General features: G+C 68.6%; 22 protein-coding genes. 11 read left to right on the top strand and 11 right to left on the bottom strand.

The window, feature by feature from the left end:
* From gspN to gspG, 8 genes are all read right to left on the bottom strand, one after another.
* Positions 1-626: type II secretion system protein N (gspN, locus tag ACFWP0_RS15955; RefSeq protein ID WP_377843608.1), on the bottom strand; the 626-nt coding region annotated here is incomplete at its 3' end.
* Complete coding sequence (gene gspM / locus ACFWP0_RS15960) at positions 626-1,213, bottom strand: type II secretion system protein GspM (protein WP_377843610.1); 588 nt, start codon at positions 1,211-1,213, stop codon at positions 626-628. The genes gspN and gspM, both read right to left, overlap by 1 nt.
* Positions 1,210-2,202: a type II secretion system protein GspL gene (gspL, locus tag ACFWP0_RS15965; protein WP_377843612.1), complete on the bottom strand. Its 993-nt coding sequence runs from the start codon at positions 2,200-2,202 to the stop codon at positions 1,210-1,212. Before gspL ends, gspM begins: the two co-directional genes overlap by 4 nt.
* Positions 2,199-3,164: a type II secretion system minor pseudopilin GspK gene (gene gspK / locus ACFWP0_RS15970; protein ID WP_377843614.1), complete on the bottom strand. Its 966-nt coding sequence runs from the start codon at positions 3,162-3,164 to the stop codon at positions 2,199-2,201. Before gspK ends, gspL begins: the two co-directional genes overlap by 4 nt.
* Positions 3,161-3,772, bottom strand: a complete 612-nt coding sequence (locus tag ACFWP0_RS15975) for a prepilin-type N-terminal cleavage/methylation domain-containing protein (protein WP_377843616.1) — start codon at positions 3,770-3,772, stop codon at positions 3,161-3,163. The genes gspK and ACFWP0_RS15975 overlap by 4 nt, the downstream gene beginning before the upstream one ends.
* Positions 3,769-4,170, bottom strand: coding sequence for a type II secretion system minor pseudopilin GspI (gspI, locus tag ACFWP0_RS15980; RefSeq protein ID WP_377843618.1), 402 nt, complete (start codon positions 4,168-4,170; stop codon positions 3,769-3,771). Before gspI ends, ACFWP0_RS15975 begins: the two co-directional genes overlap by 4 nt.
* A complete protein-coding gene (gene gspH, locus ACFWP0_RS15985) occupies positions 4,157-4,645 on the bottom strand; it encodes a type II secretion system minor pseudopilin GspH (RefSeq protein WP_377843620.1) in 489 nt (162 codons plus the stop codon). The genes gspI and gspH overlap by 14 nt, the downstream gene beginning before the upstream one ends.
* Positions 4,617-5,045 (bottom strand): type II secretion system major pseudopilin GspG, encoded by a 429-nt coding sequence (gspG, locus tag ACFWP0_RS15990; RefSeq protein ID WP_377843622.1) that lies wholly within the window; start codon positions 5,043-5,045, stop codon positions 4,617-4,619. Before gspG ends, gspH begins: the two co-directional genes overlap by 29 nt.
* Before the next feature lie 167 nt (positions 5,046-5,212).
* Here gspG and ACFWP0_RS15995 point away from each other — a divergent pair, with 167 nt between their 5' ends.
* A complete protein-coding gene (locus ACFWP0_RS15995) occupies positions 5,213-5,374 on the top strand; it encodes a hypothetical protein (protein WP_171664370.1) in 162 nt (53 codons plus the stop codon).
* Positions 5,375-5,437: 63 nt separating this feature from the next.
* Here ACFWP0_RS15995 and ACFWP0_RS16000 read toward each other — a convergent pair whose 3' ends face one another.
* The gene (locus tag ACFWP0_RS16000) at positions 5,438-5,887 is read right to left on the bottom strand and encodes a hypothetical protein (protein ID WP_377843624.1); all 450 of its coding nucleotides are present in this window, start codon (positions 5,885-5,887) and stop codon (positions 5,438-5,440) included.
* 287 nt (positions 5,888-6,174) lie between these two features.
* Here ACFWP0_RS16000 and ACFWP0_RS16005 point away from each other — a divergent pair, with 287 nt between their 5' ends.
* From ACFWP0_RS16005 to ACFWP0_RS16015, 3 genes are read left to right on the top strand one after another with little or no spacing between them, the layout of a single operon-like run.
* Entirely contained in the window at positions 6,175-8,148 is a 1,974-nt protein-coding gene (locus tag ACFWP0_RS16005) for an alkaline phosphatase family protein (protein WP_377843627.1), read from the top strand.
* Between the two features lie 21 nt (positions 8,149-8,169).
* Positions 8,170-8,355 carry a hypothetical protein gene (locus ACFWP0_RS16010; RefSeq protein ID WP_377843629.1) on the top strand — a complete coding sequence of 62 codons (186 nt, stop codon included), beginning with the start codon at positions 8,170-8,172 and terminating at the stop codon, positions 8,353-8,355.
* Between the two features lie 33 nt (positions 8,356-8,388).
* Positions 8,389-10,560 carry a phosphocholine-specific phospholipase C gene (locus ACFWP0_RS16015; RefSeq protein ID WP_377843630.1) on the top strand — a complete coding sequence of 724 codons (2,172 nt, stop codon included), beginning with the start codon at positions 8,389-8,391 and terminating at the stop codon, positions 10,558-10,560.
* A gap of 3 nt (positions 10,561-10,563) precedes the next feature.
* On the opposite strand, the gene ACFWP0_RS16020 is transcribed toward ACFWP0_RS16015, so the two are convergent.
* Complete coding sequence (locus ACFWP0_RS16020) at positions 10,564-11,466, bottom strand: LysR family transcriptional regulator (protein ID WP_377843632.1); 903 nt, start codon at positions 11,464-11,466, stop codon at positions 10,564-10,566.
* Positions 11,467-11,558: 92 nt separating this feature from the next.
* Here ACFWP0_RS16020 and ggt point away from each other — a divergent pair, with 92 nt between their 5' ends.
* From ggt to ACFWP0_RS16045, 5 genes are all read left to right on the top strand, one after another.
* Entirely contained in the window at positions 11,559-13,187 is a 1,629-nt protein-coding gene (gene ggt, locus ACFWP0_RS16025; protein WP_377843634.1) for a gamma-glutamyltransferase, read from the top strand.
* 36 nt (positions 13,188-13,223) lie between these two features.
* Positions 13,224-14,735 carry an ABC transporter substrate-binding protein gene (locus ACFWP0_RS16030; protein ID WP_377843636.1) on the top strand — a complete coding sequence of 504 codons (1,512 nt, stop codon included), beginning with the start codon at positions 13,224-13,226 and terminating at the stop codon, positions 14,733-14,735.
* A gap of 129 nt (positions 14,736-14,864) precedes the next feature.
* A complete protein-coding gene (locus ACFWP0_RS16035) occupies positions 14,865-15,809 on the top strand; it encodes an ABC transporter permease (protein ID WP_377843638.1) in 945 nt (314 codons plus the stop codon).
* A complete protein-coding gene (nikC, locus tag ACFWP0_RS16040) occupies positions 15,806-16,684 on the top strand; it encodes a nickel transporter permease (protein WP_377843639.1) in 879 nt (292 codons plus the stop codon). Before ACFWP0_RS16035 ends, nikC begins: the two co-directional genes overlap by 4 nt.
* A gap of 14 nt (positions 16,685-16,698) precedes the next feature.
* Complete coding sequence (locus tag ACFWP0_RS16045) at positions 16,699-18,567, top strand: dipeptide ABC transporter ATP-binding protein (protein ID WP_377843641.1); 1,869 nt, start codon at positions 16,699-16,701, stop codon at positions 18,565-18,567.
* Between the two features lie 250 nt (positions 18,568-18,817).
* Here ACFWP0_RS16045 and ACFWP0_RS16050 read toward each other — a convergent pair whose 3' ends face one another.
* Complete coding sequence (locus tag ACFWP0_RS16050) at positions 18,818-19,498, bottom strand: LysE family translocator (protein WP_377843643.1); 681 nt, start codon at positions 19,496-19,498, stop codon at positions 18,818-18,820.
* Positions 19,499-19,692: 194 nt separating this feature from the next.
* On the opposite strand from ACFWP0_RS16050, the gene ACFWP0_RS16055 reads away from it, so the two are divergent.
* Both ACFWP0_RS16055 and ACFWP0_RS16060 read left to right on the top strand, forming a co-directional pair.
* Positions 19,693-20,229, top strand: a complete 537-nt coding sequence (locus ACFWP0_RS16055; RefSeq protein ID WP_377843645.1) for a YaeQ family protein — start codon at positions 19,693-19,695, stop codon at positions 20,227-20,229.
* 80 nt (positions 20,230-20,309) lie between these two features.
* Positions 20,310-20,906, top strand: a complete 597-nt coding sequence (locus tag ACFWP0_RS16060; RefSeq protein WP_377843647.1) for a TetR/AcrR family transcriptional regulator — start codon at positions 20,310-20,312, stop codon at positions 20,904-20,906.
* Positions 20,907-20,925: the final 19 nt, after the last annotated feature.

Below are 20,925 nucleotides of genomic sequence, written 5' to 3' on the forward strand. Positions count from 1 at the left end.
CGGCTGCTCAGGCTGCCCTGGCCCGTCACGCTCAATAGTCCGCTTTCCGTGCTCAAGGCCAGCGTCGCGCCCGCCTTGCCGCCGCCCTGTACCCGCAGCAGGTAGGTGCCGACCGGCGTCACGGGTGTGAGCGCGGTGCCGGCGTTGCGCCAGCGCAGGTCGGCCACGGGGCCGGACGGCAGCGCGGCGCCCAGGCGCAGCGGCTGCCAGTTGATTTCCAGCATGCCTTGCGGCGCCAGCGTGTTCCACGGCGCGCCCAGCGCGGGCAGCACGGACGCCGGGACGCGCAGCGACTGCGCGGGCACCGACACCCCGTTCCATCCCAGGCGCGCCCGCAGCGGGCCTTGCAGCCAGGGGTGCGAAACGTCCAGCGCCATCGCGTCCCATCGCCATTGCCATTGCACCGCCTGCGGCAGCACGCGCCGCGCGCCCGGATGTCCGAGCGCGATCCAGGCGCCGCCGCGCCAGAGCGTGCCGCTGGCGTCGGCCAGCGCGATGGGCGCGTCATCGGGCAGCAGGGCCAGCAGCCAGCGCGCGGGCAGCACGGCCACGCCCGCCGCCACGGCGCAGAAGGCGCCCACCAGCAGCAGTCCGGCGCCGCGCTTCGAGAATCGGCTTGCGGACATCAGCGGCTCCCGGAGGCTTTGGGCGGCATCAGGGTGACCTTGCCGTTGACGAGTCCCGGCAAGGGCCGGCCATTGGCATTGGCGGCGCGCCTCAGGTCCACCTGCGTGATCGCCAGGCCCCAGTCGCGGCCCGCGCCGTCCAGCCAGCGCAGCAGCGCCGACGAGGGCGCCTGGTTCAGCGACAGCTCCACGCCGCCGCCGGCTTCGGCTTCGCCCAGGCTCCATTGCCCGGCGGGCAATCCCGCGCGTTCCAGGCTGGCGGCCAGTTCTCCCTTGCCGGGCATGGCGCCCACTGGCGTGGCGGACCGCTGCCGCAGGGCCGCGGCTTGCGCCGTCAGGTCGGCGACGGCGGCGGCCTGGGCGCGCAGCGCCGGCAGTTCGGCCTGAAGCTTGCCCACCGTGTTCAAGGGCGGTTCGATCAGCATGACGAAGGCCAGCGCCGCGCCCAGCAGCAGGGCGGCGCCGGCGACCAGGCGCCGTTCGCGCGGAGCCAGCGCCTGATAGCGTTGGCGCGCGCGCGCCAGCGCGGGATCCACGGGCTTGCGGGCGGACAGCCACGCGGCTTGCAGTCGGTGCAGCGGGTTCATGGTTGATTGCGCACGATGCGCCAGGTGTTGTCGGTGTCGCCGCGTTCCAGCTTCAGGCCCAGGGCGGCGGCCTGCTGGATCAGCGCGGGCGTTTCGGCCACGCGCTGGGACTGCTCGCCGGCGTCGGCCAGCTGCAGGGTCAGCGCCTGGTCCGCGTACGTCAGGCGCGCCACCTTGTCGGCGGCGAAGGGCAGGGTCTGCGCGGCGGCGCGGGCCAGCGGCAGGAAGTCCGAGGCGCTGGCCGCGCCGCGATTGGCCAGCAGCCCATCCAGGCCCTGCTGCGCCTGGCGCGGCGGGTCCAGCACCACGGGCAGGTCGGGGAAGGCGGCCAGCACCTGCTCGCGCATGCCGTTGCGCAGGGCGTCCGCTTCGCCGCGCAGTTGCGACGCATGCAGGTTCAGGCCGGCAATCCACACGACGGCCGCGGCGGCGGCCCAGCGCCAGACCGGACGCCAGCGCGAGACGCGGACCGGCGCGAGCTGCGGCATGGCCAGCGACCACGAAGGCGAGGGCGCCAGCCAGCGCGGATCGGCGGGGTCGCGCAGGGGCTCCGCCGTTTCGGGGCCCAGGGTTTGCGGCGCGATGAGCGCGCGGGCCTGCAGGCCTTGCGCGCTGAGCAGTCCCCACGCGCGGCGCACTGGCTCGCGCGGCGACCAGGCCAGCGCCACGGAACCGTCGGCCGTGCGCGGCCCGTGTCCGATCGCCAGCGCGTCCAGATCGCTCAGCACCAGCGGCTCCAGCGCGCTGTGGACCGCGGCGGCAAAGCGCGCGCGGGCCACCGCCGGGATCTGCACCGTGGCGGCGATGACGTCCGAGGGATGCAGCACGGCTTCGCACGCGGCATGCGGATAGGCATGGCCCATGGCGCGCAGCGTCAGTTCGCCTTGCCGCGCGCAGCGGCCGCGCCGGTCGAACCAGGCGTAGGGCAGGGGCGAGTCGGCGCTGAATTCCGCCAGGGCGGGCAGCGCGATGCGCAGGATGTTTTTCAAGGAATCTCTCTCGTCCAGATCGTGTCGGGCGCGGCCGGCGGGGCGCTGCGCACCAGGGCTTGCATGGAGACGCGCGCCCGTTCGTAGACCACGGTGCCGCTGGCCAGGAACCAGCCGCTGCTGGCGACGACGGTGGGCGCGGGCGACTCGATGCCCGTGCCCGCCAGCCGGTTGGCGAAGTCGCCGGTGTTGTTGAACCAGTTGCCGCGATCGCGTTCGCCAGCCATGGCGCGCGCCTGGCTGAGCGACAGGCCGGGCACCAGCGCGGCGAGGACTTCGGCGGGCGCCGTGTTGACGTTGACGCTGGTGGCCGCCGGCAGCACCGTCATCGTGCGCCGCAGTTCGTTGCGCGCGGGCGGCTCCAGGCCCAGCAGCGCAGCCACTTCGTCCACGCCGCGAGGCAGCGGCGCCCGGGCATCGGGCGTGGCGCGGGGCTGGCCTTGCGGCGCGGATGCCGCGTCGGCCGCGGGCACGGGCGGCTGGGCGGCGGCCATGATGTCGATGATGCCCGCGGCCAGGGTGTCGGGCAGTTGCTGCGTGTTCAGCAGGCGGCGCAGGATCTCTTCCTGCTCGGGCTGGGGCACGCCGTTGCGCGCCAGGTTGTAGAGGTTGAATTTGCCTTGCTCGTCCTGTACGCGGCCCGAGAACACCGCCACGCGGTCGTCGCCCGGGCGCTCGATGCGGGTGTCCAGGACCGGCGTGGCCCAGATCTGGTCGCCGCGCGTGGTCGGTTCGCGCCGGCCGTGGTCGCGCACGACCAGCCGGGCCCAGTCGATGCCGCCCGCCAGCATGGCGCGGGCCTGCACGCGGGCCTCTTCGTTCTCCACGCGGCGGGTGCTGGCGGTCTGGCGCTGGAAGAGGCTGGTGGTCAGCGCCGCCACGATGGCGACGACGATGAGCGCGCTGACCACCGCCGCGCCGCGTTCGCGAGAGGCGCCCGCGCGCCGTGCAGCGCGCCTCATGGCAGCTCCAGAATGCGCGTGTAGCGCCGAGGGTCGCCCGGGGCGCCGCGTTCCAGCGTGATCTCCAGGCCGGTCGGCGCCGCGGCGAAGGAGGCTCGCGGGTCAGTCCAGCCGGCGCCCGGCACCCAGGCGCGCAGCGTCAGGGCGCGCACGCCGGCCAGCAGCAGCGCGCCGCCGGCCGCGGCGGGCAGCGGGCTGCGCGCCGCCGACGGGCCGCTGGCGCGCCACAGGCCGTCGGGCCGGACCTGCCATTGCACGCGCTGCCACAGCCCGTTGCCGTCGGGATCGGGGCGCAGGATCTCCAGCGTCTGGCCGCCGGCCGCCCGCGGCAAGAGGCGCAGGCCGCTGGTGAAGGGCTGCGCGTCCAGCCCCGGGGAATCAAAGCCCGGCCCGCTGTAGGAAAGCTCGACATCGCGCGCCATCTGGCCCAGCGTGCGGACGATGGCGTCCGTGTCCTCGGCCTGGGCCTCGATCCGGTCGCGCGCGGTGGACACGCTGGCCAGGCCGCGCCAGGCCATCAGGCTGACCAGCGCCATCAGCGCCAGCGCCACCAGCACTTCGATCAGCGTGAAGCCGGCTTGGGATTGCGGGGGGCGGCGCATCGTCATCGCAGGCTGGACAGCAGCCCGTCCAGTTGCAGCAGGATGGCGCCTTCGCGCGCGGACGCGGCGTCGTGCACCTTGACGGAGACCTGCCGGAAGCTGCGGTTCATGGAGTTCGTGAAGACCAGCTCGCATTGCAGCGCCAGGCCGCCTTGCGGACAGGGCACGGTCTGGGAGCCGGCGCGCGGCAGGGTCTGGTCCAGGCGCAGCTGCGTCAGCGCGTTCTGCGCGGCCAGCAGCGCCAGGGTCTTGTCCTGCAGGGCGCGGTTGTTCGCCGCCATGACGCCGGTGGCGCGCAGGGCCGCGCCCATCGCCACGGCAATGATGGCCAGCGCCACCAGCACTTCGATCAGCGTGAAGCCGCGTTCGCGGCTGAGCGGGCGCGGCGGTTCAGCGGATGTCATAGCGGCCCGAGGCATCGCGTTGCAGGGTGACGCGGGCGTCTCCCGCGCGCAGGGTCAGCGTGACGGGAGCCGCCACCCATTCCGTGTTGAAGATGAGCGGGCGGTCCGGGTCCAGCCGCAGTTGCACGGGGCTGGCCGACCACGCCTGCGGACGCAGCACCTCGTCGCGCTCCAGCCGGTCGGCGGGCACGGGGGCGTCTTCCTCGGCGCTGGGGCCGGGCAGGCGGCCCTGGCGTTCAAACGACCAGCCCTGGCCGTTGGCCAGCCAGCGGATGGGCCGGCCGTCGCTGCGGGCCTCGCTTTGCGCCACGGTGAAGGCGTCGGCCAGACGCTGCGCGTCGCCGCGCAGGCGGTTGTCGCCCTGGCCGACCGACAGGCTCACCATGCTGGCGGCGATGGCGACGATCACCAGCACCACCAGCACCTCGACCAGCGTGAAGCCGCGCTCAGAGTTCCCAGGAACCGATGTCGGCATCGCCGTTTTCTCCGCCGGGCTTGTTGTCGGCGCCGAATGAGAAGACATCGATATCGCCTTTGACGCCGGGGCTCAGGTATTGATAGGGATGGCCCCAGGGGTCGTTGGGCAGCTTGTCCAGGTAGCCGCGCCAGTTGGCCACGCCCTCGGGTTTTTGCGCCAGCGCGCGCAGGCCCTGGGCGGTGGTGGGGTAGCGGCCGTTGTCCAGGCGGTAGAGCTTGAGCGCCTGCATGATGCCGGCGATGTCCTGGCGCGCGGCGACCTGGCGGGCCTGGTCGGGGCGGTCCAGCACGCGCGGCACGATCAGCGCAGCCAGAATCCCCATGATCACAATCACCACCATGATCTCGATCAGGGTGAAACCTTGCTGGCGGGCAAGCCCACGCGGTAAGTGGCGCACTTTACAACTCCGGTCTTTCAGTAGAAGCCGGGGATTGTGGACATGAAATATGACAGTAATGCATACGCGGGGGCAAACGCCTGCGGGCCCGCCTGGGCGCGCGCCGCAGCGGGCGAGCGGGCGGAAACCGCCCGCCTGCTACCATGTCCTCTCTACAAGGAGCGGTAATGGCTACAAAAGAGAAGTCTTCGACGGGTTTGGCCGCATTAGTGGAGAAGGCGCTCCAACAAAAGAAGCTGGCTGCCGCCAACAAGAAGCCGGTAGGTTCCACGTTGGGCAACGCGGCCGGCCGCAAGCAAATGGGCCGCCCCGCGGGACGCAAGCGCTGATCAGTCCGGTGTCAGACACCAGGTGTCTGACACCGCCTTACTTCACAGGTGTCTGACACCGCCTCACTTCACCTGAGCAATCCCCGCCGGCGCAGCCTCTGACGCCGGCGCCGCCAGGCGGCTAGTCCGCCCGGCCTGTTCCACCGTCACGGCGTCCGCCGCGATGTCCCGCAATACGATGCCCGGCGCCACTTCGCCGCCGGCGCGCCATGCCAGCGGCGGCCCGCCGTCCACGCTCAGCACGGCGGCGCCGTCGGGGCCCGCCGCGATCACGCCCAGCACGCTGATCTGCGTGCGCATGACTTCATCCTTCCCGAACCACAACGCCACCGGCGTGTTGTCGGCCGCGCGCGGCGCGGCGGCCGAGACCGCGGGGGGCAGGGGACCGGGGCGCGGCGCGAGCAGGATGGACGCCCAGACTCCCAGGCCCGCGGCCAGCGCCAGCACGGCAATGACGCGCAGCGCGGCGGGCGCCGTGGGCAGGGCGGAACGCAAGGACAGGGACAGTGGCATGGGCGCAAAGGGCAGTGGGACAAGACGACGCGCCCGACTATAGCGGCCTTTCATGACAGGTCTGCAATGCTGATCTCTCCAGCGCAACAAAGGACCGGCCTGCCGACCCTTTTCAATTTCCGCCTCGCACCGTTCGCAAAAGAATCCTGATCCGTCGATCAGGGTTTCTCTTCTTTGCTTCACGGGTCTTTCACCTTGGGCCGCCACCATGTCGGCCAGCGTAAGACCCTGTTCATGAAAAGAGAAGAGAAGCGATGCAGACATTGAGTTGGAGAAGATGGTGCGCCATGTTGCTGGCGACCAGCGCATTGGCGGGCTGTGGAGGAAGCGATGACGACGACGAGGACGCCGCCGTCCCGCCGACCCAGCCGCCCGTGACCGAACCCGGCCAGGCCAGCGTCGACAAGGTGCTGTTCATCGGTGTCGACGGTCTGACCTACGACGCCCTGCGCCGCGGAGTGGCCGACAAGACCTTGTCCAACATCGCGCAGCTGACCGCCACGCGCGCCTGGACCGGCGGCGTGACCGGCGGCGCGACGCAGCAGCCCACGCTGATCGCGCCGGGCTGGGCCACCCTGCTGACAGGCCAGTGGGCCGACGCGCATGGCGTGCGTTCCAACGCGCCGGGCCAGGCCCTGAAGGCGCCCAGCGTGTTCCAGCGCATCAAGGCCGCGCAGCCCGAGGCCCGCGCCGCGGGCGCGTTCAATTCGTCGCTGCTGGCCGGCCTGGTGGGCAGCGACCGCGACGCGGGCTATCTGCAATCGCTGACCGATTGCGCCGGCGTGGACGATTGCGTCGCCGCGCAGGCCCGCGACCGCATCGCCGAAGGCTATGACATGGTGGTGGCGCAGTTCGGCGCGCCGGAACGCGCCGCGGCCGAAAGCGGCTTCGGCACGACCTACGACGCCGTCATCCATCAGACGGACGCCGCCATCGGCGTCCTCGCCAAGCAGATCGCCGACCGGCGCGCGGACCATCCCAACGAGAACTGGCTGATGGTGGTGGCGTCCAGCCACGGCCTGGGCAAGACCGGCGCGAGCGACGGGCTGCCGTTCTCTTCCAACAAGACCATCCTGCTGGCCGCCAATCAGCCGACCCTCTTGGGCGGCAGCGCGGACGACGCCTCGTTCGACGGCCTGTGGGACAACAACTGGTACGCGCTGCCCGGCGCGGCCGACCTGACGCCGACCCTGCTCGCGCATCTGGACGCGCTGCCCGCCGCGGCCGCCTACGACATGGCCGGCACCTCGCTTACCGAACCCCTGGCGCTGCGCCGCGTGGCTACCCGCACGTCCATGGACAACAAGAGCGTGACCCTGAGCTGGGTGCGCGTGGGCGAGCCCGGCGGCGAGATCGTGGTCAGCCGCGACGGCGCGGAAGTGGCGCGCCTGCCCGGCACGGCCACGGAGTATGTGGACACGGGCTACACGTTCGACACCGAAGGCGTGCATGCGCTGAACTACAGCGTGTCCGCGGGCCGCGCGGTCAGCGCCGCGCGCGCCACGGTGGTCTACGCCAAGCCCGTGCCGCTGCTGGCCTCGCTGCGCACCGGCCTGACGATGTTCTTTCCCTTCGAAGGCAACGTGAACGACGTGGCGGCCGGCGGCGGCGCGATCACGCCCTACGACGGCACGCAGGCGCCGGCTTTCGCCGACCCGGGCGTGTACGGCAAGAGCTTCAAAAACGAGCGCGGCTCGGCCGCCCTGGGCGCGTTCAAGCTGGACTACCCGGCCGGCCTCATGGACAGCGTGCAGGCGTTCACCATCGGCTTCTGGTACCAGTCCGACGGCACCGCCAACGACCGCTCCATCCTGGGCAACAAGGACTACAACTCCGGCGCCAACCCCGGCATCACCATCGCGCAGTGGGCCGGCCCCGAACTGCGCTTCAACCTGGCGGGCGGATCGCGCGTCGACATCGAAGGCGTGAAGTTCACCGCCAACAAGCCGGTCTACATCGCCATGGTCATCGATAAGCCCGCCAAGAGCATGGTGGCCTACCGGTACGACAGCGAGCTGGGCTTCACGCGCCTCTTCAAAGGGACCGCCACCGTCAACCTGACGCAGATCGCCGGCGTGTTCGGCCCGCACATAGGCCTGAACGAAGACGGCAAGGGCACCTACGGCATCTGCTGCGCCGGCACCAAGGGCCCGTACACGATGCAGTTCGACGACCTGGCCTTCTGGTCGCGGGCCCTGACCGAGGACGAAGTGAAGTCCCTGGCGATGTCCGGCAAGTCCGTCTCCGAACTATTTCCCTGATGTCCCAAGGATAGAAAAACCATGAGTATGTCGATGATCTTGCGCGGTTTCCTGCGCGCCGGCGCGGTGCTGATGCTGACCGCCACCCTGGCCGCCTGCGGCGGCGACGACGGCGACGACAGCCCGCCCGACAACGGCGGCCAGCCTGAAACGCCGACGCCCGTGCCGCCCACCCCGGCCAAGCCCGAACTGCGCTGCGCGCCCTGAGCCGCTCCCTGTAGATCCATAGGAAAAGAATCCGTGAAGTCCGAAAAAGACCCGATCCACGCCGGCAAGCGCCGCTTCCTGCGCAACGCCGCGGCCTCCACCGCGGGCCTGACCGCGCTGTCGATGTTCCCGCCGGCCATTCGCCGCGCGCTGGCGATTCCCGCCAACAACCGCACCGGCACGATCAACGACGTCGAGCACGTGGTCATCCTGATGCAGGAAAACCGCTCGTTCGACATGTACTTCGGCACGTTCAAGGGCGTGCGCGGCTTTGGCGACCGCATCACCATTCCGCTGCCGCAGAACCGCTCGGTCTGGGAACAGGCCAACGCCACCCGCGTGGTGATGCCGTACCACCTGGACAGCACGCAGGGCAACGCCCAGCGCGTGGCCGGCACGCCGCACGATTACGTGGACGCGCAGATGGCCTGGGACGACGGCCGCATGTACCAATGGCCGCGCTACAAGCAGAACCAGTCCATGGGCTACTACCGCCAGAAAGAGGTCGAGTTCCAGTTTTTGCTGGCCGACGCCTTCACGCTGTGCGACGCCTATCACTGCTCCACGCATGGCGGCACCAACACCAACCGCCTGTTCCACTGGACCGGCACCAACGATCCGCTGGCCCAGGGCAACGGCCCGTCCACCCGCAACCAGTGGGACAGCCTGGGCGATTCGTCCATCGGCTGGACCTGGAAGACCTATCCGGAGCGCCTGCAGGAAAACGGCGTGACCTGGAAGGTCTACCAGAACCTGCCCGAGAACTTCGGCGACAACCCGCTGGCGGGTTTCCAGCAGTACCGCCGCGCCAACGACCTGGCCGGCAACGGCGCCAATGGCGCGCCGTACCCGGCCTGGACGCCCAGCATGGACGCCGCCAATCCGCTCTACAAGGGCACGGCCAACACCATGCCGGACGGCGGCTTCCTCCAGGCGCTGCGCGACGACGCGATAAACGGCACGCTGCCTCAGGTGTCGTGGATCGTGGCGCCCGCCACGTATTCCGAGCATCCCGGCCCGTCCAGCCCCGTGCAGGGCGCCTGGTACATCCAGGAAACGCTCGACGCGCTGACGGCCAATCCGGATGTCTGGAGCAAGACCGTCCTGCTGATCAACTTCGACGAGAACGACGGCTACTTCGACCACCTGCCGCCGCCCGCCGCGCCGTCCTTGAACGCCGACGGCTCCATGGCGGGCGCCTCCACCGTCAACACCGACCTGGAGCGCCACACGCACGCCTCCGCCCAGGACGCCGCCGACAACCGCGTCTACGGCCCCGGCCCGCGCGTGCCCATGTATGTGGTGTCGCCGTGGAGCCGCGGCGGCTGGGTCAATTCCCAGGCGTTCGACCACACGTCCGTGCTGCGCTTCCTGGAAGCCCGCTTCGGCGTGAAGGAAGAGAACATCAGCCCGTGGCGCCGCGCCGTGCTGGGCGACCTGACCTCGGCCTTCAACTTCGCCACGCCCAACGACGAAACGCTGCCCGACCTGAACATCCTGACCCGTTCCGAGTCGGATCAGGAACGCACCGCGCAGGAAGCGCTGACCGCCGTGCCGCTGCCGGATCCGTCCACCCAGGCCAAGCCGGCGCAGGAGAAGGGCATGCGCCATTCGCGCGCCTTGCCCTACGAACTGCACACCAGCGGCCGCAGCCAGCCCACCACCGGCAACATGTGGCTGGTGTTCTCCAACACGGGCAAGCAGGCGGCGGTGTTCCACGTCTATGACCGCCTGCACCTGGACCGCCTGCCGCGCCGCTACACGGTGGAAGCCGACAAGCAGCTCGAAGGCAGCTGGGACACGGCGGTGGACGGCGGCAAGTATGACCTGTGGGTGCTGGGCCCCAACGGCTATCACCGCCACTTTGCGGGCGACCTGGCGCTGGACAGGACGTCGCAGCAGGATGCCGAGGTCCGCGTCTGCTACGACATCGCCAACGGCGACCTCTATGTCAGCTTCATCAACAGCGGCAAGACGCCTTGCACCTTTGAAGTCACGCCCAACGCCTACTACGCCAACCACGAGCGCTGGACGTTCGCCGTGCCGGCGGGCGGGCAGGTCGAGCAGCACTGGGCGCTGGCGGGCAGCCATGCCTGGTACGACTTCACGGCGCGCCTGGCCGAGGACCCGTCCTGGCTGCGCCGCTTTGCCGGCCGCGTCGAAACGGGCCGCGCGTCCGTGACGGATCCGGCGATGGGCGAGTAGCGCTCAGGCGGCGGTCTGCGTGTCGCGCGCCCGGAAGGCCGTGGCGCACGCCTCGCAGATCGCCGCCGTGATGCCCTGGCGGGCGTGTTCGCGCCGCTCCAGCATGCCGATGGAGCGGGACAGCGGGCCCAGGTCCTGCGGCAGGTAAAGAATCCGCAACTCGGGGCTGTGCTGCCAGTTGGCGCCGTTGATCAGCGGCAGCAGCGTCACGCCCACCTCCTGGCGGACCAGTTCCACCAGCGTCTCGATGGCGTTGAGCTCCAGGAATTCATTGAGCGGCACCGCCAGGCGCCGCAGCAGCCGGTCTATCTGCAGGCCGGTGCGCTGGGTGCGGTCAAAGCGCAGGAAGGGATTGCCCGCCAGCACCTGGCGGGCCGTCTCGCCCACCGCCGAGCGCGGCGCGATCACCGCCAGCTGCTCTTCATATAGCGGGGTCCAGCGAGTGCTGGCCATCTTGCGGCCGGCTTCCACCAGGAACGCCGCGTCCAGTTCCCCGTCTTCCACCTTGCCCGCCAGTTCGCTGGCCTTGCCCGACAGGATGCGCACGTCCAGCTTGGGATGCGCCTTCTTCAGGCCCGAGATCACCTTGGACAGGGTGCCCATGCACGACACGATGCTGCCGACCGAGACGGACCCGGCCAGCTCGCCCGGCACGGTGCTGGGTAGCCTCATCTTGTCGTATAAATCGAGCAAGTGCTTGATTTCAGGTAGCAATTCCCGCCCGGCTGCGTTAAGAATGGCAAGGCGGCCGCTGCGGTCGAACAGTTCGCGCCCCAGCTCGGCCTCCAGCGAGCGCATCTGGAAGCTGACGGCGGCCTGGGTCAGGGCCACCTGTTCGGCCGCTTCCGAAAAAGAGCCATGGTGGGCGACGGCCAGGAAAGTGCGCAGAAAACGGATCGTACTCATAAAATTTTCTTTTATGACGGAACAAAAAATCAAATTGATTTAATTAGAGCACGAGAGTAACTTCGCCCGCTTAACCTTATGAGACAAGCGCCATGAAATCCTTCGACTGGGGCAACCCGTATCCTTCCGTCCGCATCCCGCTGTTTGCCCGCAACGTGGTCTCCACGTCGCATCCGCTGGCGGCTCAGGCAGGGCTGCGCATGCTGCTCAAAGGCGGCAACGCGGTGGATGCCGCGATCGCGGCCGCCGCCACGATCGTCCTGGTCGAACCCGTCTCTTGCGGCCTGGGCGGCGACTGCTTCGCCATCGTCTGGGACGGCAAGGAACTGCACGGCCTGAACTCGTCCGGCGTGGCGCCGGCCGCATGGAGCACCGAATACTTCAAGCGCAAGTACGGCACGGGCCCCGACGGCCTGGCCATCCAGCCCAAGCGCGGCTGGGACGCCGTAACCGTGCCGGGCGTGGTGGCCGGCTGGGCCGCGCTCCACGAAAAGCTGGGCAAGCTGCCGTTCGAGCAGCTGTTTGAACCCGCCATCGAAATCGCCGAGCGCGGCTACGCCGTGCCGCCGGTGGTGGCGCACAAGTGGGCCGCCGCCGCCGAAGAGCTGAAGTCGCAGCCGGGCTATGCCCAGGCCTTCCTGCCCGAGGGCCGCGCGCCCAAGGTCGGCGAGCACTTTCGCTTCCCGGACGCCGCCAACACGCTGCGCCGCATCGCCGCATCCAAGGGCCGCGACTTCTACGAAGGCGAGCTGGCCGAACGCATCGCCGCCTTCAGCAAGGAATGCGGCGGCGCGATGACGCTGGAAGACCTGCGCGGCTACCGCCCGGAATGGGTCAAGCCGATCTCCAAGTCCTACCGCGGCTACGAGCTGCACGAGATCCCGCCGAACGGGCAGGGCATCGCCGCGCTGATCGCGCTGGGCATCGTCGAGCGCTTCGATATGTCTGATATTCCGGTGGATTCGGTGCAGTCCCAGCACATCCAGATCGAAGCCATGAAGCTGGCGTTCGCCGACCTGTACAAGTACGTGGCCGATCCGCGCGCCATGCAGGTCACCCCCGAGCAAATGCTGTCGGACGCCTACCTGGACAGCCGCGCCAAGCTGATCCGCCTGGACCAGGCCACCCATTTCGAAGCCGGCCGTCCGCACGCCGGCGGCACCATCTACCTGACCGCCGCCGATGAAAACGGCATGATGATCTCGTTCATCCAGTCCAACTACATGGGCTTCGGGTCGGGCGTGGTCGTGCCGGGCACGGGCATCAGCATGCAGAACCGCGGCGTGGGCTTCTCGATGGATCCCAAGTCGGCCAACGTGGTCGAGGGCGGCAAGCGCCCGTTCCACACCATCATCCCGGGCTTCCTGACGCGCGGCGGCAAGCCGGTCATGAGCTTTGGCGTGATGGGTGGCGACATGCAGCCGCAGGGCCACATGCAGACCGTGGTCCGCATGATCGACTACCACCAGAACCCGCAGGCCGCCTGCTGCGCGCCGCGCTGGAAGGTCAACCGCGATTTCACGCTGGATATCGAGACCAACATGACGGCCTCCACCATTGCGGGCCTGAAGGACCTCGGGCATGCTCTGAAGTCCGTCGACGATCCCTACATGGACTTCGGCGCCGGCCAGTTCATCTGGCGCATGTCCGAGAACGACAACGAACTGGGCTATGTCGCCGCCAGCGACAGCCGGCGCGACGGCCAGGCCGTGGGCTTCTAAATATCAGGCAATGCAGCAACAAGGGGAATAAACACAATGAAACGCTTGACCTTGACCTTCGGCGCCAGCCTCCTGGCGTTGGCCGCCGGCGCCGCAAGCGCCCAGAACATCCGGATCGGCCTGCAGGAAGATCCGGACGTTCTGGATCCGCACCGCGCCCGAACCTATGTGGGCCGCATCGTGTTCACGTCGCTGTGCGACAAGCTGGTGGACATCGATCCCAAGCTGCATTTCGTGCCGCAGCTGGCCACGTCGTGGTCGTTCAGCGACGACAACAAGGTGCTGACCTTCAAGCTGCGCGAAGACGCGCTGTTCCACGACGGCAGCAAGTTCGACGCGGCCGCGGCCAAGGCCAACCTGGAACGCGCCATGAGCCTGCCCGACAGCCTGCGCAAGGGCGAACTGCGCTCGGTGGCAAAGGTCGACGCGCCGGACGCCAGCACGCTGGTGCTGACCCTGAAGGAGCCGGACGCGACCTTGCTCGCCCAGCTGTCCGACCGCGCCGGCATGATGCTGTCGCCCAAGACCTTCTCGGACGACGTGGCCGCCGTGGGCCGCAAGCCCGTGTGCTCGGGGCCGTACAAGTTCGTCGAACGCATCCAGAACGACCGCATCGTGCTCGAGAAATTCGACCAGTACTACGGCGCGAAGGACTACGCCTTCAAGCGCGTGACCTTCCTGCCCATCCCCGACACCACCGTGCGCCTGTCGAACCTGCGCGCCGGCGACCTGGACATGCTGGAACGCCTGAATCCTTCGGACGCCCCGCAGGTCAAGAACGACGCCAGCCTGACGTTCGCGCCGGTGGCCGGCCTGGGCTTCCAGCAATTCATGTTCAACGTGGCCAACGGCAAGCGCGCCGAAGACAATCCGTTCAAGAACAAGCTGGTGCGCCAGGCGTTCCAGTACGCCATCGACCGCAACGCCATCAATGAAGTGGCCGGCGGCGGCATCTTCGAACCGGCCCAGCAGCCGTTCCCGCCCGCCAGCCCCTACCACAGCGACAAGTTCCCGGCGACCCAGCGCGACGCGGCCAAGGCGAAAGCCCTGCTCAAGCAAGCGGGCTTTGACCGCGTGAAGGCCGAGCTGGTGTTCGGCAACAACACCACCACCTCGTCCATCGCGGAAATCGTCCAGGCCATGGGAGCGGAGGCGGGCTTCGACCTGTCCCTGCGCCCCACGGAATACGCCGCCCTGCAAAAGGAAGCCTCGGGCGGCAACTTCCAGATCGTGATGCTGGGCTGGTCCGGCCGGGTCGATCCCGACGGCAACGTCCATGCCTTCGTGACCTGCAAGGGCGCGCTGAACGACGGCCACTACTGCAACCCGGAACTGGACAAGCTCCTGAACCAGGCCCGCACCGTGCCCGACGAGACCAAGCGCCGCGCCATCTACGACCAGGCCCAGGCCATCATCCAGGACGAATTGCCCGGCGTGTACAACTACTATCAGCCGTGGCCGTTCGTCATGGGCAAGAAGGTCAAGGGCTTCACGCCCTACCCGGACGGCATGATCCGCCTGAAGGGCGTGACCTTCGCACAGAAGTGATAATGGCGCGGCGGTTCTCCGCCGCGCTGGCCGGACGCGCCTTGCGCGTCCGGTCGTTCTTTGCGGCGGGCGCGTGTCGCGCCAAGTCCGGCCGGCGCCGTCCGTCGTTCCTGTCTTACGGTTTCCCACATGCTTAAACTCATCTTGCGCCGCGTGATCGTCGCGATACCGACACTGATACTGGTGTCGATGATCGTCTTCATGCTGCAGAAAATCCTGCCCGGCGATCCGGTCCTGACCCTCGCCGGAGAAGAACGCGATCCTGCCGTGCTGGATTACCTGCGCGACAAATACCGGCTGAACGATCCGCTGCCCATGCAATACGCCGCCTGGGCGGGGCAGGTGCTGCAAGGCGACCTGGGCAAGTCCCTGCGCACCGACGTGCCCGTCACGACGCTGATCGCGCAGAAGCTGCCCGTCACCCTGCAATTGGCCGCCATGGCCATGTTCTTCGCGCTGCTGGTGGGCATACCCATGGGCATCGTGGCCGCCGTGCGCAAGGGCAAGCCCGTTGAAATGGGCGCCAACATCGCCGCGCTGTCCGGCATGTCCATCCCCAACTTCTGGCTGGGCATCATCCTGATCATGGTCGTGTCGGTGCAGTGGAAGCTGCTGCCGGCCTCGGGCTATGTGTCGCCGTCCGAGGACTTCTGGCTGTCGATCAAGACCATGCTGATGCCTTCGCTGGTGCTGTCGACCGCGATCGCCGCCTACCTGATGCGGCACACGCGGTCCTCCATGCTGGAAGCGCTGTCCGCGGACTATGTGCGCACGGCCCGCGCCAAGGGCGTGTCGCCGCGTCGCGTGGTGCTGCGCCACGCCTTGCGCAATGCGCTGATGCCCATCGTCACGCTCGTGACCCTGCTGTTCGGCGAACTGCTGGCGGGCGCCGTGCTGACCGAACAGGTCTTCACGATCCCGGGCTTCGGCAAGCTGGTGGTCGACGCCGTCTTCACGCGCGACTACGCGGTGGTGCAGGGCGTGGTGCTCTGCGTGGCGGTGGGTTTCATCCTGATGAACCTGCTGGCCGACATCCTGTATATCCTGGTCAATCCCCGCCTGAGGCACTCATGAGCGCAATTCCTGCAACGGCCGCTGCCGTCACGCCGCCCCGCAGCCGCAATCGCGCCTGGGGCAAGTTCAAGCGCAACCACATCGCGATGCTCGGCCTGGGCATCGTGCTGTTCTTCGTTCTGCTGGCCGTCCTGGCCCCGCTGATCGCCAACCACGACCCCCTGCAGACCAGCTTCACCACCATCCGCAAGGCGCCGTCGGCGTCCTACTGGCTGGGCACGGACGAACTGGGCCGCGACATCTTCAGCCGCATGGTCTACGGCGCCCGCGCCTCGCTGATGGCCGGCCTGGTGTCGGTGCTGATCGCGCTGGTCGTGGGCGTGCCGTTCGGCCTGGCCGCCGGCTACTTCGGCGGCTGGACCGACAGCATCATCTCGCGCGCCACCGAGGCGCTGCTGGCCATTCCCTTCCTGATCCTGGCCATCGCGCTGGCCGCCTTCCTGGGGCCCAGCCTGACCAACGCGATGATCGCCATCGGCGTGTCCGCCGCGCCCAAGTTCGTGCGCCTGACGCGCGGGCAGGTGCTGGCGGTCAAGAATGAAGACTACGTCCAGAGCGCCCGCGCGCTGGGCGCGTCCGATTTGCGCATCATCGGCCGGCACGTGTTTCCCAACGTGATGCCGCCGCTGATCGTGCAGGCCACCATCACGATCGCAACCGCCATCATCGCCGAGGCCAGCCTGTCCTTCCTGGGACTTGGGCTGCAGCCGCCCACGCCGTCGTGGGGCTCGATGCTGAACACGGCCAAGAACTTCATGACCCAGGCGCCCTGGATGTCGATCTTCCCCGGATCGGCGATCTTCCTGGTGGTGCTGGGCTTCAATCTGCTGGGCGACGGGCTGCGCGACGCGCTCGATCCGCGTCAGGAAAAATGATCACTATGGCAACAATGGATCCCAAACGCGTCGTGCAGGTCAATGACCTGACCGTGCGCTTCAAGACGCCCGAGCGCACCGTGGAAGCGGTGCGCAACGTCTCCTTCCACGTCGATCGCGGCGAAACCCTGGCCATCGTGGGCGAGTCCGGTTCGGGCAAGTCCGTGACCTCGCTGGCGCTGATGCGGCTGGTGGAGTATGGCGGCGGCAAGATCGTCAACGGCGGCATGCTGCTGCGCCGGCGCAGCGGCGACGTGCTGGACCTGGCCAACGCGCAGGACTCCACGCTGCAACGCGTGCGCGGCGCCGACGTGGCCATGATCTTCCAGGAGCCGATGACCTCGCTGAACCCCAGCTTCACGGCGGGCAACCAGATTGCCGAGGCCCTGCAGCTGCACCAGGGGCTGGACGCCGCCGGCGCGCGCGCGGAAACGCTGCGCATGCTGGAGCGCGTGCGCATCCCCGAGGCCCGCGCCATCCTGGACCGCTATCCGCACCAGTTGTCGGGCGGCATGCGCCAGCGCGTGATGATCGCGATGGCCTTGTCCTGCAAGCCGCAGCTGCTGATCGCCGATGAGCCGACGACCGCCCTGGACGTCACCATCCAGGCCCAGATCCTGCAGCTGATCCGCCAGCTCCAGGAAGAAATGGACATGGGCGTGATCTTCATCACGCACGACATGGGCGTGGTGGCCGAGGTGGCCGACCGGGTGCTGGTGATGTACCGCGGCGACAAGGTGGAAGAGGGCGGTTCGGACGGCATCTTCGCGCGTCCGCAGCATGCCTACACCCGCGCCCTGCTGTCGGCGGTGCCGCGCCTGGGCGCGATGCACGGCACGGACGAGCCCGCGCCGTTCCCGCTGCTGAAGCTGGACGAAGCCGCCCGCGTGGCCGATCCCGGCAAGCTGGTGGATACGCCCGTGGCGGCCGCTTCCACCGTGCGCCGCGAGAACGGCCCGGTGCTGAAGGTGCGCGACCTGACCACCAGCTTCGATATCACCGGCGGCATTCTGGGCCGGGTGCAAAAGCGCGTGCATGCGGTCGAGAAGGTCAGTTTTGACCTTTATCCCGGCGAGACCCTGTCGCTGGTGGGCGAGTCCGGCTGCGGCAAGACGACGACGGGCCGTTCGCTGCTGCAGCTGGTCAAGAGCAAGAGCGGCTCGATCGAGTTCGACGGCAAGAACATCGGCGCGTTGCGCGGCAGCGCGATGCAGACGCTGCGCCAGCATATCCAGTTCATCTTCCAGGATCCGTTCGCGTCGCTGGATCCGCGGATGACGGTGGGCTATTCCATCATGGAGCCGCTGCTGATCCACAACGTGGCGCGCGGCAAGGCCGCGCAGGAGCGCGTGCGCTGGCTGATGGACAAGTGCGGGCTGCTGCCCGAAATGATCGACCGCTATCCGCACGAGTTCTCGGGCGGGCAGCGCCAGCGCATCTGCATCGCGCGCGCGTTGGCGCTGAACCCCAAGGTGGTGATCGCGGACGAATCGGTGTCGGCGCTGGACGTATCCATCCAGGCGCAGATCGTGAACCTGCTGCTGGATCTGCAGCGCGAGCTGGGCGTGTCGTTCCTGTTCATTTCGCACGACATGGCGGTGGTGGAGCGCGTGAGCCACCGGGTGGCGGTGATGTACCTGGGACAGATCGTGGAGATCGGGCCGCGCCGCGCGATCTTCGAGAACCCGCAGCATCCCTATACGAAGAAGCTGATGGCGGCGGTGCCGATCGCGGATCCGCAGCGGCGGCATCGGGAGCGGTCGTTGCTGGTGGATGAGATTCCCAGCCCGATGCGCAAGCTGGGGGATGATCCCCTGGTGGAGCCGCTGGTGGCTGTCGGGGAGGGGCATTTCGTGGCTCGGCATGCGGTTGGGGTTTATTGACGCGGCTGGGTGAGGGGTGGTGCCTTTGGCTGTTGCTCGTTGCTTGTTGCTGGTTTGGGTTCTTGGGCCGCCCCGGCGCCAGACGCTCCACCGTCCGCGTGACGGTGTCAGACACCGTGAAACGAAGGTGTCTGACACCATTACGAAGGTGTCTGACACCCTAAACGACGTGGCAGGCTGAAATGGATCTTTGCGGGTGCCGGATGTCGCCTGCTTTTCGTGTCTCGCGCCCTTGGCGTTTTTTTTTCGCCTAACGCTTCTCCAGCGCCAGCCTCAATCCGAATGCGATGAAGACCGCGCCGGTTGCGCGGTCCAGGCCGCGCATGACGGCGGGGCGGGAGAGCCAGCGGGCCAGGGGGCGGGTGGCGGCGACCAGCAGGGCGAACCAGAGCAGGCCCACGATGGCGTGGACCGTGGCCAGCAGCAGGCTGAAGCGCAGCACGTCGGCGCCGGCGGGAATGAACTGTGGAAGGAAGGTGATGTAGAAGATGCCGACCTTCGGATTCAGCGCGTTGGTCAGGCAGCCGCGCAGGAACCAGCCGGTGGCGCTGGCGCTGGCCGGGACGGGAGCAGCCTGGGCTTGAGGGCTGGCGGCTGCGGGCATACCGGCTGGCGGTATGCCGGCGCCGGACCCGCGGCCGGGCAGCGTACGCCAGAGCAGCTTGGCGCCCAGGTAGAACAGATAAGCGGCGGCGCAGATGCGCAGCGTGTCATAGGCAAGCGTGGACACGGCCAGCAGCGATCCCAGGCCCAGCGCGGCGATGGCGCCCCAAATCAGGCAGCCGGCGCAGACGCCCAGGCCGGCCATCAGGGCTCGCCGTCCGCCTTCGACGGCGGCGGTGCGCAGCACCAGGGCAGTGTCCAGGCCGGGCGTGATGGTGAGGATGGCGGCGGCCAGGGTGAAGGCAAGCAGGGCGGCGGTGGCGGTCATGGTCGGGATGGTGTTTGGATTGCGGGCGTCCGGAAAGTGTAGCGCCGCCCGGCGGCAGCGAAAGCGTGATCGCTCCGGTGTCAGACACCGCGGTTCGTGGGTGTCTGACACCAGGTAGGGAGGTAGGGACGCGCCGCCGCAGGCGGTATCATGGCGGCCTTTACGCAATTCGCTATTTTCAACGGATTTTTGCCATGGCCCTGCGCGCCACTATCTATAAGGCCGAACTCAACGTCGCCGACACGGACCGCCACTATTACGGCAGCCATACGCTGACGGTCGCCCGCCATCCCTCGGAAACCGACGAACGCATGATGGTCCGCCTGGTCGCTTTCGCGCTGCATGCGCAAGAGGACCTGTCGTTCACCAAGGGCCTGAGCGACACGGACGAACCGGACCTGTGGGTCAAGGACCTGACCGGCGCGATCAAGCTGTGGGTCGAAGTGGGCCAGCCCGAAGAGCGCCGCATCCTGCGCGCCTGCGGCCGCGCGGACGAAGTCATCGTCTACTGCTACGGCGGCTCGGCCAGCAAGATCTGGTGGGATGGCGTGCGCAACAAGCTGGAGCGCACGCGCAACCTGAAGGTGATCAATCTGCCTTCGGACCAGACGCGCGCGCTGGCCAAGCTGGCCGAGCGCACGATGCAGCTCAATGCCAATATCTCGGACGGCATTGTGTATTTCTCGGCCGATAAGGGCGAGGTCAGCGTCGAGCCCGAGGCCTGGCGCTGAAATAAATACGGGGCCGGGTCTTGCGTTCCGGATAATCGCGGCATTAATATGACGTTCATCATATTTAAGGTGCCGCAAACATGGCTGCCTCCCGCCGCAAGGAACTGTCCCACGAACGCATCGTCGACGCGGCCGCGCGCGTGATCCGGCGCGAGGGGTATTCGGGGGTGGGGGTGGCGGATGTCATGAAGGAAGCCGGCCTGACCCACGGCGGCTTCTATGCGCATTTCCCGTCCCGCGACGCCTTGCTGGCGGCCGCGATGGATCGCGCCGGCAAGGATGGCGCGGCCCGCCTGTCGCAGGGCATGGCGCGCCGCCGCGCCGAAGGCGCCAGCCCGCTGCGCGCCTGGGTCGACACCTATCTGGGCGAGGCCCATCTTGCGGGCTGCGAGGGCGGATGCCCGGTTTCCGCCCTGGCCTCTGAAATTCCCCGCCAGTCGCCCGAAGTCCGCGAGGTCGCGGCCAGCCGGGTGCAGCGCCTGCTGGAAGGCATCCAGCGGGTATTGCCCGCCGGCGCCGGCGAGCACGCCGCGGTGGCGGTGACCAGCACGCTGGTCGGCGCCCTGCAACTGGCCCGGGCGCTGGGCGACAACGCCCAGGGGCGCGCCGTGCTGGCGTCGGCACGCCAGGCGGTCCTGGACCAGTACGACCACGAGGGCGGCAGCCCGTCCCACTGAATGTTTTTCCCAAGGCCGT

It is taken from the genome of Achromobacter sp. NPDC058515 (genome assembly GCF_042721735.1).
GTDB lineage: Bacteria > Pseudomonadota > Gammaproteobacteria > Burkholderiales > Burkholderiaceae_B > Achromobacter.